14 protein-coding genes are annotated in these 15,409 nt (G+C 61.2%); 3 read left to right on the top strand and 11 right to left on the bottom strand.

Annotation, left to right across the window (positions count from 1 at the left end; all coding sequences use genetic code 11):
• Positions 1-83 precede the first annotated feature (83 nt).
• From rpoD to rpsU, 3 genes are all read right to left on the bottom strand, one after another.
• Positions 84-1,937, bottom strand: coding sequence for an RNA polymerase sigma factor RpoD (gene rpoD / locus R6G97_RS00240; protein WP_250034119.1), 1,854 nt, complete (start codon positions 1,935-1,937; stop codon positions 84-86).
• A 67-nt stretch (positions 1,938-2,004) separates the two neighbouring features.
• Positions 2,005-3,987, bottom strand: coding sequence for a DNA primase (dnaG, locus tag R6G97_RS00235; protein ID WP_090346221.1), 1,983 nt, complete (start codon positions 3,985-3,987; stop codon positions 2,005-2,007).
• A 284-nt stretch (positions 3,988-4,271) separates the two neighbouring features.
• Positions 4,272-4,487, bottom strand: a complete 216-nt coding sequence (gene rpsU / locus R6G97_RS00230) for a 30S ribosomal protein S21 (RefSeq protein WP_003255575.1) — start codon at positions 4,485-4,487, stop codon at positions 4,272-4,274.
• A gap of 206 nt (positions 4,488-4,693) precedes the next feature.
• On the opposite strand from rpsU, the gene tsaD reads away from it, so the two are divergent.
• Positions 4,694-5,719, top strand: coding sequence for a tRNA (adenosine(37)-N6)-threonylcarbamoyltransferase complex transferase subunit TsaD (gene tsaD, locus R6G97_RS00225; protein WP_043210373.1), 1,026 nt, complete (start codon positions 4,694-4,696; stop codon positions 5,717-5,719).
• A gap of 23 nt (positions 5,720-5,742) precedes the next feature.
• Here tsaD and plsY read toward each other — a convergent pair whose 3' ends face one another.
• On the bottom strand, positions 5,743-6,312 hold the full coding sequence (gene plsY / locus R6G97_RS00220) for a glycerol-3-phosphate 1-O-acyltransferase PlsY (RefSeq protein WP_043210374.1): 570 nt from the start codon (positions 6,310-6,312) through the stop codon (positions 5,743-5,745).
• Between the two features lie 74 nt (positions 6,313-6,386).
• On the opposite strand from plsY, the gene folB reads away from it, so the two are divergent.
• Together folB and folK are read left to right on the top strand one after the other, a co-directional pair.
• Positions 6,387-6,743, top strand: a complete 357-nt coding sequence (gene folB, locus R6G97_RS00215; protein WP_317847676.1) for a dihydroneopterin aldolase — start codon at positions 6,387-6,389, stop codon at positions 6,741-6,743.
• Positions 6,734-7,252: a 2-amino-4-hydroxy-6-hydroxymethyldihydropteridine diphosphokinase gene (gene folK, locus R6G97_RS00210; RefSeq protein WP_043210376.1), complete on the top strand. Its 519-nt coding sequence runs from the start codon at positions 6,734-6,736 to the stop codon at positions 7,250-7,252. Before folB ends, folK begins: the two co-directional genes overlap by 10 nt.
• Positions 7,253-7,337: 85 nt before the next feature.
• Here folK and R6G97_RS00205 read toward each other — a convergent pair whose 3' ends face one another.
• The 7 genes from R6G97_RS00205 to apaG form a co-directional block, all read right to left on the bottom strand.
• A complete protein-coding gene (locus R6G97_RS00205; protein WP_317847675.1) occupies positions 7,338-8,465 on the bottom strand; it encodes a multifunctional CCA addition/repair protein in 1,128 nt (375 codons plus the stop codon).
• 56 nt (positions 8,466-8,521) lie between these two features.
• Positions 8,522-10,090 (bottom strand): SpoVR family protein, encoded by a 1,569-nt coding sequence (locus R6G97_RS00200; protein ID WP_043210380.1) that lies wholly within the window; start codon positions 10,088-10,090, stop codon positions 8,522-8,524.
• Positions 10,087-11,358 carry a YeaH/YhbH family protein gene (locus R6G97_RS00195; RefSeq protein WP_043210382.1) on the bottom strand — a complete coding sequence of 424 codons (1,272 nt, stop codon included), beginning with the start codon at positions 11,356-11,358 and terminating at the stop codon, positions 10,087-10,089. Before R6G97_RS00195 ends, R6G97_RS00200 begins: the two co-directional genes overlap by 4 nt.
• Before the next feature lie 133 nt (positions 11,359-11,491).
• Positions 11,492-13,414 (bottom strand): PrkA family serine protein kinase, encoded by a 1,923-nt coding sequence (locus R6G97_RS00190; protein ID WP_043210384.1) that lies wholly within the window; start codon positions 13,412-13,414, stop codon positions 11,492-11,494.
• Positions 13,415-13,700: 286 nt separating this feature from the next.
• Complete coding sequence (glpE, locus tag R6G97_RS00185) at positions 13,701-14,030, bottom strand: thiosulfate sulfurtransferase GlpE (protein WP_043210386.1); 330 nt, start codon at positions 14,028-14,030, stop codon at positions 13,701-13,703.
• A gap of 40 nt (positions 14,031-14,070) precedes the next feature.
• Positions 14,071-14,910, bottom strand: a complete 840-nt coding sequence (locus tag R6G97_RS00180) for a symmetrical bis(5'-nucleosyl)-tetraphosphatase (protein WP_043210389.1) — start codon at positions 14,908-14,910, stop codon at positions 14,071-14,073.
• On the bottom strand, positions 14,910-15,290 hold the full coding sequence (gene apaG, locus R6G97_RS00175; RefSeq protein ID WP_043210391.1) for a Co2+/Mg2+ efflux protein ApaG: 381 nt from the start codon (positions 15,288-15,290) through the stop codon (positions 14,910-14,912). The genes R6G97_RS00180 and apaG overlap by 1 nt, the downstream gene beginning before the upstream one ends.
• Positions 15,291-15,409 lie beyond the last annotated feature (119 nt).

The following is a 15,409-nucleotide window of genomic DNA, read 5'->3' as shown; positions in this document are numbered from 1 at the left end:
GGCAATGGCCGAGGGGAGAGGCGATCAGTGGGGTTTGTCGCGTGCCTGAAAAGAAAAACCCCGGCCTAGGCCGGGGTTTGTCATCACTCGTCGAGGAATGAGCGCAGGTGCTCGCTTCGCGTCGGATGGCGCAGCTTGCGCAGCGCCTTGGCTTCGATCTGACGGATCCGCTCGCGGGTCACGTCGAACTGCTTGCCTACCTCTTCGAGGGTGTGATCCGTGTTCATGTCGATACCGAAACGCATGCGCAGCACTTTGGCTTCGCGTGCGGTCAGACCGGAGAGCACGTCACGCGTGGCTTCCTTGAGGCTTTCGACCGTGGCCACGTCGATCGGGGACTGCATGGTCGAGTCCTCGATGAAATCGCCCAGATGCGAATCTTCGTCGTCACCGATCGGCGTTTCCATGGAGATCGGTTCCTTGGCGATCTTCAACACCTTGCGGATCTTGTCCTCAGGCATTTCCATGCGCTCGCCCAGCTCTTCCGGCGTCGGTTCGCGACCCATTTCCTGCAGCATCTGGCGGGAAATACGGTTGAGCTTGTTGATCGTCTCGATCATGTGCACCGGAATACGGATGGTGCGTGCCTGGTCGGCGATCGAGCGGGTGATCGCCTGGCGGATCCACCAGGTGGCATAGGTCGAGAACTTGTAGCCGCGACGGTATTCGAACTTGTCCACCGCCTTCATCAGACCGATGTTGCCTTCCTGGATCAGGTCCAGGAACTGCAGGCCACGGTTGGTGTACTTCTTGGCGATGGAGATCACCAGACGCAGGTTCGCCTCGACCATTTCTTTCTTGGCGCGACGGGCCTTGGCCTCGCCGATCGACATGCGACGGTTGATTTCCTTGATCTCGGCGACGGTCAGGCCGGTTTCGTTCTCAAGGTCGATCAGCTTCTGCTGGCAGGCGACGATCGCAGCGTCTTTCTCACCCAGGGCGGCAGCCCACTTGGTGTTGCGCTTGGACAGGTCACCGCTCCAGGTCTGGTCGGTCTCGTTGCTTGGGAACAGGCGCAGGAAGTCGGCACGAGGCATGCGTGCATCACGTACGCACAACTGCATGATGGCGCGTTCCTGGGCGCGCAGGCGATCCAGTGCACTGCGCACGCGCTCGACCAGAACGTCGAACTGCTTGGGTACCAACTTGATCGGCATGAACAGGTCTGCCAGGGCCTGGAGGGCTTCGATGCTCTCCTTGCCGCTGCGCCCGTGTTTCTTCAGGATCTTGCCGGTGATCTGGAGCTGGTCGGCGACGGCGCCGAAACGCTGGCGGGCGACTTCCGGATCCGGGCCGCTTTCGCCCTCGTCCTCGCTGTCGTCGCTGTTTTCTTCGCTCTCTTCGTCTTCGTCCTCTTCTTCCTTGGCAGCTGCGGCCTTGGCGCCCGGGATCGGGACTTCTTCGGTCGGCGCGGCAATGTTGTCGTCAGGGTCGATGTAACCGCTGAGGACATCGGACAGACGGCCACCTTCGGTAGTGACGCGATCGTATTCGCTGAGGATGTAGTCGACAGTCCCCGGGAAATGGGCGATGGCGCCCATGACTTCGCGAATGCCTTCCTCGATACGCTTGGCGATTTCGATCTCGCCTTCGCGGGTCAGCAGTTCGACGGTACCCATTTCGCGCATGTACATGCGCACCGGGTCGGTCGTGCGGCCGATATCGGTTTCGACTGCCGCCAACGCTGCGGCGGCTTCTTCGGCTGCGGCTTCGTCGGTGTCGGCTTCCGCCAACAGCAGGGCATCCGCATCCGGAGCACTCTCGAATACGTTGATCCCCATGTCGTTGATCATGCGGATGATGTCTTCCACCTGTTCCGGATCTGAAATATCCTCAGGCAGGTGGTCGTTGACCTCCGCGTAAGTCAGGTAGCCCTGCTCACGACCGCGGGTGATCAACTCTTTGATACGAGATTGCTGTTGCGCTTTTCCGGACATAACACCCTATCCACTGAAGGTCTTGGCGGGCAAAAAACAAGCCGAGGATTATACCCGAGCATGGACCTCACGCGCCAGATGAGGTCGGGGTTTGTGCGGGAACATTCCGGCTCAGCAGTGCGAGGAGCTGCGATTTTTCCTCGGTGCTCAACTCGCTTTGACGTGCTTTCCTGAGCAGATGTTCCAGGCTGCGCTCGCGTTGGCGGGCGGACAAGCTAGTTATAGTGTCGAAAAACTGTTGTTCAAGGTTATCGGCATCGATCAGCCATTCCTTTTCCGCCAGAGCCCGCAGCAGGCGGCCTTGTTCGGTGCCGTGCCAACGTGCGATCAACTGCATTGAGCTTAGCTTAGGATTCTTCTGCGCGGCCTCGATCAGTGCGACCAACAGCTGGCTGTAGATATGCTCTTCGTCGGCAAAATGGCTGGCATCTTCCACCTTTCCGGCCAACAACGGGTAATGCAGCAGGGTGCGCAGGGCCGACAGGGTCGGCGGCTCGACCGGGGCGGGGACACGCGGTGGTGCTTCGCCGCGCTGGCCATCGCGTTGCCAGGGTTTGCCGCCTTTTTTGTCCCAGGGCTTGCCATCCCACGGTTTCTTCGCGCCCTTGTTCGGGGTCCATGGGCGCTGCTCCTGCTGGGCGGGCGCGTAGTCGGGCTGATGCGCGTCGCTGTAGTCAGGGGCGTAGCTGGCCATGGCGTCGTAGTCATAGCCTGGGTCGTAGTCGGGCACGTTGGGTGCTGGCGCGTGCTGTGCCAACTGCTCGACCTGCTGAGGATCGAGGCCGGTAATTTCCTTCAAGCGATTGCGCATGAGCTGACGCAAATTGGCGCCCGGAATCTTTTCGATCAGCGGTGCGGCCAATGTAGCCATGTGCGCCTTGCCTTCCAGCGACCGAGGGTCCGCCTCGTTGCTCAGTTGCTCGAAGAAGTAGTCCGCCAGCGGTTGGGCGTGCTGGTTGATGCGGGCCATGAAAGCGTCGGTGCCTTCGGCGCGGACCAGGCTATCCGGGTCTTCGCCCTCGGGCAGGAACAGGAAGCGCGCCCGGCGCCCATCCTGCAGGCTGGCCAGGGTGGACTCCAAGGCGCGCCAGGCAGCCTTGCGACCAGCCTGGTCACCGTCGAAGCAGAACAGGACACTCGGCACCACGCGAAACAGGCGCTTGAGATGTTCCTCGCTGGTTGCGGTGCCGAGGGTTGCCACCGCGTTGCGCAGGCCTTGCTGGGCCAGGGCGATGACGTCCATATAGCCCTCGACCACGATGATCTCATCGAGGTTGCGGTTGTGCTTTCGCGCTTCGAACAGGCCGTAGAGTTCCTGGCCTTTGTGAAAGACCGGGGTTTCCGGGGAGTTCAGGTACTTGGGCTTGTCATCGCCCAGGACCCGGCCGCCAAAGGCGATGACCCGCCCCCGGCTGTCACGGATCGGGAACATCACCCGGTCGCGGAAGCGGTCGTAGCGCTTGCCGCTCTCGGCGTTCTCGATCAGCAGGCCTGCGTCGATCATCACTTTCTGTTGCAGGCTATCGGCGCCCAGGTGTTTGAGCAGGTTGTCCCAGCCCGGCGGCGCGAAGCCCAGGCCGAAGTCGCGGGCGATCTCGCCGGACAGCCCGCGGCCCTTGAGGTAGTCCACCGCTGCCTTGCGGGTCGGGTGAGCGCGCAGGGCCTGGCGATAGAACTCGGCAGCGGCCTCGAGCAACGGGTAGAGGGGTGAATCGGTGGGCTGACGGGGCTTCTGACCTCGGCGGCCTTCTTCTCGCGGCACTTCCATGCCAGCGGCGCGTGCCAGTTCTTCCACGGCCTGGGGGAAGTCCAGGTTGTCGTGGTCCATGACGAAGCCGAGCGCGTTGCCGCCAGCGCCGCAGCCGAAGCAGTAATAGAACTGTTTGTCTGGGCTGACGGTGAAAGAGGGGGTTTTTTCTTTGTGGAACGGGCAGCAGGCGGAGAGATTCTTGCCGGTTTTCTTCAGTTGGATACGCGAACTCACCACATCGACGATATCGGTGCGGTTGAGCAGGTCATCAATGAAGCTTTGGGGAATCAGCCCGGCCATGGCAGTCTCGTCATCTGGCAGCTGGCAAGTCTAATCGCTACGCGCGGGTTAGGGGCGAGTAGTGCGGTGCGGGAAGTATGAGAAAAATGTGCTCGTCAGCCACGGAGGGCTCGTCAGTCAGGACGTGCACGACTGGTCGAGGACCAGCTCTGACGTGTTCAGGCAGGTTGCCCCGGGGTTGTTGCGAGGGGCGCCTCGGACGTGAGTCTGAGGTTTGAAACAACCGCTGCCATCAACCCGGCACAGGGCCGGGCGGGGCAGAAGCTTTGCGTAGAACGTCTGTATTAGTACAGACGAACGGCGCGGCGCTGTTCGCGCTGAACCTTCTTGGCGTGACGCTTTACAGCGGCAGCAGCTTTGCGCTTGCGCTCGGCAGTCGGCTTCTCATAAAACTCGCGGCTACGAACTTCAGCCAGTACACCGGCTTTTTCGCAGGAGCGCTTGAAACGACGCAGAGCTACGTCGAAGGGTTCGTTCTCTTTAACTTTGACGGCTGGCATCCAGGGCTACCTTCATTCATTACCGGGGTAGACGTGCTCCTGGCAAAACAAAAAGGTGTGCTGGAGAACGTCGGTTTTCAAGGGTTGCGGATGTTAACCCTTAGCTGGCCGGAATGCAAAGCCTCTGATCGAAAACCGCTGGTCGGCATGGGGTACGAGGACTATCATGCGCGCCTTCGAATTCAGCCTCGACAAGGCACGGACCCATGCTAGTACTGGGATTGGAAACATCCTGCGACGAAACCGGCGTCGCATTATACGACAGCGAACGTGGCCTGTTGGCCGATGCGCTGTTCAGTCAAATCGACCTGCACCGCGTCTATGGCGGCGTGGTGCCGGAGCTGGCCTCGCGTGATCACGTCAAGCGCATGCTGCCCTTGATCCGCCAGGTACTGGCCGAGGCCGGCTGTGTCGCCACCGAGATCGATGCGATCGCCTACACCGCTGGCCCCGGGCTGGTCGGCGCGCTGCTGGTCGGCGCTTCCTGCGCCCAGGCGCTGGCGTTCGCCTGGGACATCCCGGCGATCGGCGTACACCATATGGAAGGTCACCTGTTGGCGCCCATGCTGGAAGAAACCCCACCAGAGTTCCCGTTCGTCGCTTTGTTGGTCTCCGGCGGTCATACCCAGCTGGTGCGGGTCGATGGCATCGGCCAGTACGAGCTGCTAGGCGAAAGTCTGGACGATGCGGCAGGCGAGGCGTTCGACAAGACGGCCAAGCTGATCGGCCTGAATTACCCCGGAGGCCCGGAAATCGCCCGTCTGGCCGAAAAAGGCGTGCCGGGCCGCTTCGTGTTCCCACGGCCGATGACCGACCGCCCAGGCCTGGAGTTCAGCTTCAGTGGTCTGAAGACCTTCGCCCTGAATACTTGGCAGCAATGCCGGGATGCCGGCGATGATAGCGATCAGACCCGCTGCGACCTTTCGCTGGCGTTCCAGCAGGCGGTGGTCGAGACGTTGACCATCAAGTGCAAGCGCGCGCTCAAGCAGACTGGCCTCAAGCGCCTGGTCATCGCCGGTGGTGTGAGCGCCAACAAGGCCTTGCGCGCCTCGCTGGAAACCATGCTCGCCAGTCTCCATGGCAACGTTTACTACGCACGTCCCCAGTTCTGCACCGACAACGGCGCGATGATCGCCTATGCCGGTTGCCAGCGGCTGCTGGCCGGGCAACGCCAGGACCTGGCGATCAGCGTGCAGGCGCGCTGGCCGATGGAGCAGTTGTCGGCCTTATGAGGCGGGGTGTTGCCGGGCAGGCGTTAGAAATGTCGTTCGCGCCCGGCAAACAGGTCGCGTAGATTGCTGCGGTGGCGCCAGACGATGAGTACTGTAAGCACGGTGATTGGCAGCAGTGCCTCAGGTTCGCGCCAGGCCAGCAATGGCAGTGTCAGCGGTGTGGCAATCAATGCGGCGAGGGAACTGGTGCGGGTCAGGTAGAAGGTCAGCAGCCAGGCGGCGATGGCCAGCAAGGCGGCCGGAAAGTACAGGCCCATGAGCATGCCGGCTGCGGTGGCCACGCCCTTGCCGCCCTTGAAGCAGAAGTAAAGCGGGAACAGATGACCGATGACCGCGCATAGGCCGATCCAGGCTTGCTCCTGAAGGCCGAGGCCGGCCAGTTGGGCGAGCAGCACAGGCAACAGCCCCTTGCACAGGTCGCCGAGCAGGGTCAGGATCGCCAGCTTGCGGCCCGCCAGGCGTAGCATGTTGGTCGCGCCGGCGTTGCCTGAGCCGCTCGAACGCGGGTCCGGGCTGCCGCTGAGGCGGCTGAGGACGATGGCGAAGGACAGAGAGCCGAGCAGGTAGGCAAGCAGCGCCAATAACCAAAACATGCTAACTATTCCGGGCGAGGACGCCTTGATTCTAACGGCGCCAGTCGCCCTTGTCGTGCTGTGGAGAGAAGTGCTTGGACAGAGTGTTCATCGAAGGCCTGGAAGTCGAGACCGTCATCGGTGCCTATGACTGGGAGCGGGATATTCGCCAGTGCCTGCGCCTGGACCTGAGTTTCGCCTGGGACAACCGCCCGGCGGCAGCAGGCGACGACCTGAGCCTTGCCCTGGACTACGCCAGTGTGAGCGCGCGTGTTCAGGCGTTCGCCGAACAGTCGCGCTATGAGCTGGTGGAGACCTTCGCCGAACGCTTGGTTGCGGCGCTGATGGAAGAGTTCAACATCCCTTGGGTACGCCTGAAGCTGACCAAGCCCGGCGCCGTGCCGGCTGCCCGCGGTGGTGTTGGCGTGGAGATTGAGCGCGGATGTCTTTGAGCACGGTTTACCTGGGCCTGGGCAGCAATATCGACCGGGAGGCGCACCTGTGCGCCGGGCTCGATGCGCTGGCGAGCTTTCTGCAGGGCATGCACTGCTCTCCAGTGTTCGAGAGCCAGGCGGTGGGCATCAAGAGTGGGCCTTTCTATAACCTGGTGGTGACCGGCAAGACCGACTTGCCGCTGCTGGAGCTGGACCGTCGGCTCAAGTTCATCGAGGCGGACAATGGTCGCTATGCGCCTGAGCGCAAAGGCCTGCCGCTGGATATCGATGTGCTGATGTATGACGACTTGTTGGGGACGTTCAATGGCTTGGTGCTACCACGGGCCGAGATTCTGAAGAACGCGTTCGTGTTGTGGCCGCTGTCGCTGATCGCGCCGCAACTGGTGCATCCCGGTGAAGGCAAAAGCATGGCTCAGCTGTGGCAGGAGGCGCGGATCGAGCAGGTGCTGGCGCCGGTACCGTTCGAGTGGCGCGGGTTGCAGCTGACGCCACTGCAGCCGATCTGAAGCCATCTGCGTGGGAGCGAGGGCACCCGGTGAATGCGGTATTAACCCAGCGCTCATCGTTGCGCCCGCTCCCATGGCCAGCCATTCAGCGTTGCCTGTAGGCCTCAAGCGCCGTCAGCCGGGCCTCCTTCAGCGCCTCGCCCAGAGCCTGTCCGGTCAGGCCTTTTTCCACCAACCCCTTCACATCGACCGCCTTGGCCACTGCTGCCGCGCCGCGTAGGTAGTCAGCTTGTGGATAGGCCTGGTTCTCGCCTCGGCTTCGCGCTTGTGCCTGGCAGGCGGCGATGAAGTCCTCCAAACGCTGGGGACGACGGTACACATCGAACTTCTGCAGTAACTCCAGAAGCTCAGCAGCGCTCAGTTCCAGAGCACCATGGCACAGGGTTTGGCATTCCACGACCAGCAAGGCCAGTTCCTGGGACTCCCGGGGCGCCTTGAACCGCCGGTTGAGGGCCTTGGCCTGGTCCAGGTCGGTAAGTTCATGCAGCAGGCAGGCCCAGCGTACGTGGAGCGGTAACTGCTCGCCGGCGGCCTGTTCCAGTGCTTGCAGGGTATGGCTTTGCTGCTTGTCCAGCAGTGCGTCCACCTCTGGCATCAGGACCTTCAGGGCGCCGCAGTCGCGCAGCACCTGGATGAATACCTGGGGTTGATCCTCCATCAGCGCGCGCTCTATCTCCTTCCAGCTGCGCTCGGCGGTAAGCGCCTGCAATTCGCCGGATGCGCTGATCCGGCGCATCAGCTCGCGCGTTTCGTCGGCGACCCGAAACCCCAGCGGCGCATAGCGGGCGGCGAAGCGGGCCACCCGCAGTACGCGCAGCGGATCTTCGGCGAAAGCCGGGGAAACATGACGCAATAAGCGCTGCTCCAGATCCTTCTTGCCATGATAGGGATCGTACAAATTGCCTAGTTCGTCTTCGGCCATGGCGTTGATGGTAAGGTCCCGGCGGATCAGGTCCTCTTCGAGGGTTACATTGGGGCTGGCATGGAAGGTAAACCCACCATAACCCCGCCCGCTCTTGCGTTCGGTACGCGCCAAGGCGTACTCCTCGCCCGTGCGCGGATGAATGAACACCGGGAAATCAGCCCCGACCGGGCGGTAGCCCAGGGCCTGCATCTGGTCGACCGTAGCGCCGACTACCAGCCAGTCGATATCGCTGACCGGGCGCCCGAGCAGGCGATCGCGTACCGCGCCACCGACTTTATAGATCTGCATGAAAAACCTCCGTGACTGCCGACAGGATACCCTGTCGACAGCTACGGAAGGGGGCTCTAGAGGTGGTGGACCACTGCCAGGTCCATGCGACCGTACTCTCCCGCTTCGCTCTGGTCGCCCCGGGGAGGCATGTGATGGGTCTTCATGACCTGGTCGCCTTGCACGGTTTCCAAGTGGATATCGAAGCCCCACAGACGATGAAGGTGCTTGAGCACTTCCTCGGTGGAGTCGCCCAGCGGCTTGCGATTGTGCTGCTGGTGGCGCAGGGTCAGGGAGCGGTCGCCGCGACGGTCGATGCTCCAGATCTGCACGTTGGGTTCGCGATTGCCCAGGTTGTACTGGGCGGCCAGTTGCTCTCGGATGATCCGGTAGCCAGCTTCGTCGTGGATCGCCGGTACCAACAGGTCGTCGCGCTGGTCGTCATCCAGGATGCTGAACAGCTTGAGGTCTCGGATCACCTTGGGCGAGAGGTATTGCAGGATGAAGCTTTCGTCCTTGAAGCTGCTCATGGCGAACTTGAGGGTGGAAAGCCAGTCGCTGCCGGCGATGTCAGGGAACCAGCGTCGATCTTCTTCCGTAGGGTGTTCGCACATGCGACGGATGTCCGTGTACATCGCAAAACCCAGAGCATAAGGGTTGATACCGCTGTAGTAAGGGCTGTCAAAGCCCGGCTGGAACACCACGCTGGTGTGCGACTGCAGGAACTCCATCATGAAGCCTTCGGTCACCAGGCCTTCATCGTAGAGGTCGTTCATCAGGGTGTAATGCCAGAACGTCGCCCAGCCTTCATTCATGACCTGGGTCTGTCGCTGCGGGTAGAAGTACTGGGCAATCTTACGCACGATACGCACCACTTCGCGCTGCCAGGGCTCGAGCAGCGGCGCGTGTTTTTCGATGAAATAGAGGATGTTTTCCTGCGGTTCGGCGGGGAAGCGCACATCATCGCGTTCATTGCCTTTTTCCGAACCCTTCGGGATGGTGCGCCACAGGTCGTTGATCTGCCGTTGCAGGTGCTCCTCGCGCTCTTTCTGCCGCCGACGCTCTTCCTCGGCAGAAATGGGGTAGGGGCGCTTGTAACGGTCGACGCCGTAGTTCATCAGGGCGTGACAGGAATCAATGAGGTCTTCGACGGCATCGATGCCGTGGCGCTCCTCGCATTGGGCGATGTACTGCTTGGCGAACACCAAGTAGTCGATGATGGAGCTGGCGTCGGTCCAAGTGCGGAACAGGTAGTTGCCCTTGAAGAAGCTGTTGTGGCCATAGCAGGCATGGGCGATTACCAGCGCCTGCATGCACATGGTGTTTTCTTCCATCAGATAGGCGATGCACGGATCGGAGTTGATCACGATCTCGTAGGCCAGGCCCATCTGGCCACGGCTGTAGGACTTCTCCGTACTGAGGAACTGCTTGCCGTAGGACCAATGGTGATAGCCCAGCGGCATGCCGACGGAGGCATAGGCGTCCATCATCTGCTCGGCAGTGATCACCTCGATCTGGTTGGGGTAGGTGTCCAAGGCGTAGCGCTCGGCCAGGCGGCTGATTTCGCGGTCATAGGCCTGGATAAGCTCGAACGTCCACTCGGACCCGGTGGAGATGGGTTGGCGTCTCTGCTCTCTGGCGGTCATGTGGCTAACCTGCGCTGGAAGAGTTCACGGAAGACCGGGTAGATATCACCGGCCGATACCAACTGCTGCTGGGCGAAGGTATCTGGGAAAGCCTCGCCGATGCGCTCGTATTCATACCAGAGCGCCTGGTGTTCGCGAGGGGTGATCTCGACGTAAGTGTAGTACTGCACATGCGGCATGATCTGCTTGGAGAGGATGTCGCGGCAGATCGGCGAGTCGTCGTTCCAGTTGTCGCCGTCCGAGGCCTGGGCGGCATAGATGTTCCAGTCGCTGGCCGGGTAGCGTTCGGCCATGATTTCCTGCATCAGCTTGAGTGCGCTGGAAACAATTGTGCCGCCGGTTTCACGGGAGTAGAAGAACTCTTCTTCGTCCACCTCGCGCGCGCTGGTGTGGTGGCGAATGAATACCACCTCGATGCGATCGTAGTTCCGCTTGAGGAACAGGTACAGCAGGATGAAAAACCGTTTGGCGATGTCCTTGGTGGCCTGGGTCATGGAGCCGGACACGTCCATCAGGCAGAACATCACCGCTTTGGAGCTGGGGTTGGGCTGCTTGACCAGCAGGTTGTACTTGAGGTCGAAAGTGTCGAGGAAGGGCAGGCGGTTGATGCGTGCCTTGAGGCGTTCAATCTCGGCCTCGGTGGCCTGGATATCGGTGAAGTTGTCCGGCTCCTCGACCTTGAGGCGGGCGAGCTCAGCCTGGGCCTCGCGTAGCAGGGCACGGCTGCTGCCGGTCAGGGCAATACGCCTGGCGTGGGCCGAGCGCAGGGTGCGGACAATGTTGATGCGCGAGGGGTTACCTTCGTTGGCGATGCCTGCACGCACGGTCTTGAAGGTGTCGGCGCCGGTCAGGTGACGCTTGACCAGGTTAGGCAGTTCCAGGTCCTCGAACATGAATTCGAGGAATTCTTCCTGGGTGATCTGGAACACGAAATCATCCATGCCCTCCCCGGAATTGCCGGCCTTGCCGCGGCCGCCACCCCCTCCGCCACCCTGTGGCCGGGGGATATGCTCGCCTGCGGTGAACTCTTTGTTGCCGGGGTGGATGATGGTCTGTTTGCCGCCACGACCATGGTGCAGCACGGGTTCGTCGATATCACGACCCGGAATGCTGATCTGCTCGCCATGCTCCATGTCCATGATGGAGCGGCGGCTCACGGCCTCTTCGACGGCTTTCTTGATGTGCTCACGGTACCGCCGCAAGAAGCGTTGGCGGTTGACCGTGCTCTTGTTCTTGCCGTTCAGGCGTCGGTCGATTACGTAGCTCATGGTCCCTCCGGTGACTGGATGCAGCTGCAAGCCTCAAGCTGCAAGAATGAGCAGCCACCGCTGCTGCAAGCTGTGGCGCGAGACGTGGCCTGGCGCCGGACAGCTTGCAGCTTGCGGCTTGTCGCTTGCCGCTTTATTGCGATTTCCTGACCCGCAGATACCATTCCGACAGCAGGCGAACCTGTTTGTCGGTGTAGCCACGCTCCACCATCCGGGTGACGAAGTCGTTGTGTTTCTGTTGATCCTCCTTGCTGGCCTTGGCGTTGAAGCTGATGACCGGCAGCAGGTCTTCGGTGTTGGAGAACATTTTCTTCTCGATCACCACGCGCAGCTTCTCGTAGCTCAGCCAGCTGGGGTTCTTGCCGTTGTTGTTGGCTCGCGCCCGCAGCACGAAGTTGACGATCTCGTTGCGGAAATCTTTCGGGTTGCTGATCCCGGCCGGCTTCTCGATCTTCTCCAGCTCTTCGTTGAGGGCAATGCGGTTGAGGATCTCGCCGGTTTCCGGGTCGCGGTACTCCTGGTCCTGGATCCAGAAGTCGGCGTACAGCACGTAGCGGTCGAAGATGTTCTGGCCGTATTCGCTGTAGGACTCCAGATAGGCGGTCTGGATCTCCTTGCCGATGAACTCGATGTAGCGGGGAGCCAGGTATTCCTTGAGGTAACGCAGGTAACGCTCGCGTACTTCGGCAGGGAACTGCTCCTGTTCGATCTGCTGTTCGAGCACATAGAGCAGGTGCACCGGGTTGGCGGCGATTTCATGCGGATCGAAGTTGAACACCTTGGAGAGGATCTTGAAGGCGAAGCGGGTCGACAGGCCGTTCATGCCTTCATCGACACCGGCGGCGTCGCGGTATTCCTGGATCGACTTGGCCTTCGGATCGGTGTCCTTGAGATTCTCACCGTCGTAGACGCGCATCTTCGAGTAGATGTTGGAGTTCTCCGGCTCCTTCAAGCGCGACAGCACGGTGAACTGCGCGAGCATCTTGAGGGTGTCCGGTGCGCAGTGGGCCTTGGCCAGCGAGCTGTTGATCAACAGTTTGTCGTAGATCTTCACTTCGTCGCTGACACGCAGGCAGTACGGCACCTTGACGATGTAGATCCGGTCGATGAACGCCTCGTTATTCTTGTTGTTGCGGAAGGTGTGCCATTCCGATTCGTTGGAGTGGGCCAGCAGAATCCCGGAGTAGGGGATCGCTCCGAGGCCTTCGGTGCTGTTGTAGTTGCCTTCCTGGGTGGCGGTGAGCAGCGGGTGCAGGACCTTGATCGGCGCCTTGAACATCTCGACGAACTCCATCAGGCCCTGGTTGGCCCGGCACAGCGCGCCCGAGTAACTGTAGGCGTCGGCGTCGTTCTGCGGGAATTCCTCGAGCTTGCGGATATCCACCTTGCCGACCAAGGCGGAAATGTCCTGGTTGTTCTCATCGCCTGGTTCGGTCTTGGCGATGGCGATCTGGTTGAGGATGGAAGGATAGAGCTTGACCACCCGGAACTTGGAGATGTCGCCGCCGAACTCCTGCAGGCGCTTGGTGGCCCACGGTGACATGATGGTATTCAGGTAGCGGCGCGGGATGCCGAATTCTTCTTCAAGAATGGCGCCGTCTTCGCTGGCATTGAACAGCCCCAGGGGCGATTCGAACACCGGGGAGCCCTTGATGGCGTAGAAAGGGACCTTCTCCATAAGCTGCTTGAGCTTCTCGGCCAGGGACGATTTGCCGCCACCCACCGGGCCCAGCAGGTACAGGATCTGTTTCTTCTCTTCCAGGCCCTGTGCGGCATGGCGGAAGTACGAGACGATCTGGTCGATGCATTCTTCCATGCCGTGGAAGTCGGCAAAGGCCGGATAGCGCCTTATTACCTTGTTGGAGAAGATTCGCGACAGCCTGGAATTCGTTGAGGTATCGACCAGCTCTGGTTCGCCTATGGCCAGCAACAGCCGTTCGGCCGCCGATGCATAGGCACTGCGATCCTCTTTGCACAGCTCGAGGTACTCCTGCAGCGAGAATTCTTCCTGGCGGGTTGACTCGAAACGTTGTTGGAAGTGGCTAAAAATGCTCATGACGTCACCTCGCTCGATACGTTGGAGCCGACGCCGGATCAGTCAGCATGATGCTGGCATGCAACCGGGCTGGCCGATTGCTGTATACCCCCCAGAACACCCGTAGAAACGCTACCGATGACCCGCACGCCGGTGTACCGGCTCTCCCCTTTTTTGGATGGCCTGGGCTTAAGGATAGTTGGTTATACGGGAGGTCAAGGGCGCGAGGCCGAGAAGATACTCACGACCGTTCGTCAGGAAAGGCCCAAGCCCGCACGTGGCGCGGGCTGCGGGAAAATGAAAAATTTTATTCGGCGCCGCCTTGAGCGGTTTCAGCCGGGTAGGTGTTGCGCCACAGCTCGAAGCCGCCATCGAGGCTGTACACCTCGGAAAAGCCCTGGCCCACCAGATAGGCCGCGGCGCTCTGGCTGGAATTGCCGTGGTAGCAGACCACCAGGGTCGGTGCATCGAGGTCGGCATTGCGGATGAACTCCGCGACCGAATGGTTATCCAGATGTGTGGCGCCGCTGATATGGCCGGCAGCAAACGCCTGTGGGTCGCGAATGTCGACGACCACCGCACCTTGCTCACGCAAGGCCAGGGCCTGCTCGGGAGGGATGCGCTTGAATTCGCTCATGGGTCGGTTTCCTTCGGGGCTGATCGTTAAGTCTAGTCGGTTATGCCGATTGGCGTGGGGTGCCATCGTCGGCGCACTCGCAGCGGTGGAATTCGCCGCTGTCGACGTTGTACAGCGTCATGGCGCCACCCCAGACGCATCCGGTGTCCAGGCCGATGACATCGGGGACATCGACACGACCTTCCAGGGCGGCCCAGTGGCCGAAGAGGATCTTCACATGACGTGAGCGGCGGTCCTTGTGGGCGAACCAGGGCTTATAGCCCTTGGGGGCGCTGTCCAGGCCTTCCTTGCTCTTGAGGTCGAGCTTGCCCTCGGCAGTGCAAAAGCGCATGCGGGTGAAATAGTTGGTGATGACCCGCAGGCGTTCGACGCCGGTCAGGTTCTTGCTCCATTTGTTCGGCTCGTTGCCGTACATGCCATCGAGAAAGAGCTGCAGGCGAGTGTCGTCGCGCAGCACTTCCTCCACTTCGGCCGCCAGTTCGAGCGCCTTGCCCAGGGTCCACTGGGGCGGGATGCCGGCGTGGACCATGGCGATACCGCGTGCCTCGTCATAGTGCAGCAGCTTCTGCTGGCGCAGCCAGTCGAACAGCTGGTCGGCGTCTGGTGCTTCGATGATCTCGCGCAGGGTGTCGCTCTTCTTCAAGCGCTCGACGTTGTACCAGGCTGCCAGCAGATGCAGGTCATGGTTGCCCAGCACACACACCAGCGACTGGCGGATCGAATACAGAAAGCGCAGGGTCTCGAGGGACTCGGGGCCGCGGTTGACCAAGTCGCCTACCAGCCACAGGCGGTCCACGGCGGGGTTGAAGTGCACGCGTTCGAGCAAGCACTTGAGCGGCTGCAGGCAGCCCTGCAGGTCGCCGACCGCGTACACCGCCATCAGTGCAATGCTCCAGGCACGGCCAGGCGGAACGGCGCGATAGGCGCATCGAAGTGTTTGCCGTCCTCGGCGAACATCTGGTAGCTGCCCTGCATGGTACCGACACGGGTCGTGAGCACCGCGCCGCTGCTGTAGGTGTGGCTGTCGCCTGGCTCGATGAGCGGTTGCTGGCCGACCACACCCGCCCCGCGAACCTCTTCGACTTCCCCGTCACCGTTGGTGATCAGCCAGTGGCGTGAGACCAGGCGGGCCTTGAGCGTGCCGTTGTTTTGCACAGTGATGGTGTAGGCGAAGGCAAAGCGGTCGTTGTCGGGATCGGATTGTTCTTTGAGGTAACGGGTCACGACGCTGACGTCGATCTGATAGCGGGGGTCTGACATGCAAAGGCCTTGGACGAGCGGACGCAAATACTGCAATGGTTGCAGTCTAGGCCATGGACGGGGCTTGAGGCCAGTTATGCAGGGCCTGGCGTCGCTTGTAGACATTATCGGCCCCATCG

Origin of the sequence: Pseudomonas sp. HTZ2 (assembly GCF_033173945.1) — a bacterium.
Classification (GTDB): domain Bacteria; phylum Pseudomonadota; class Gammaproteobacteria; order Pseudomonadales; family Pseudomonadaceae; genus Aquipseudomonas; species Aquipseudomonas guariconensis.
Note: the sequence above shows the minus strand (reverse complement) of the source record. Positions and strands in the feature narration are given on the sequence as shown.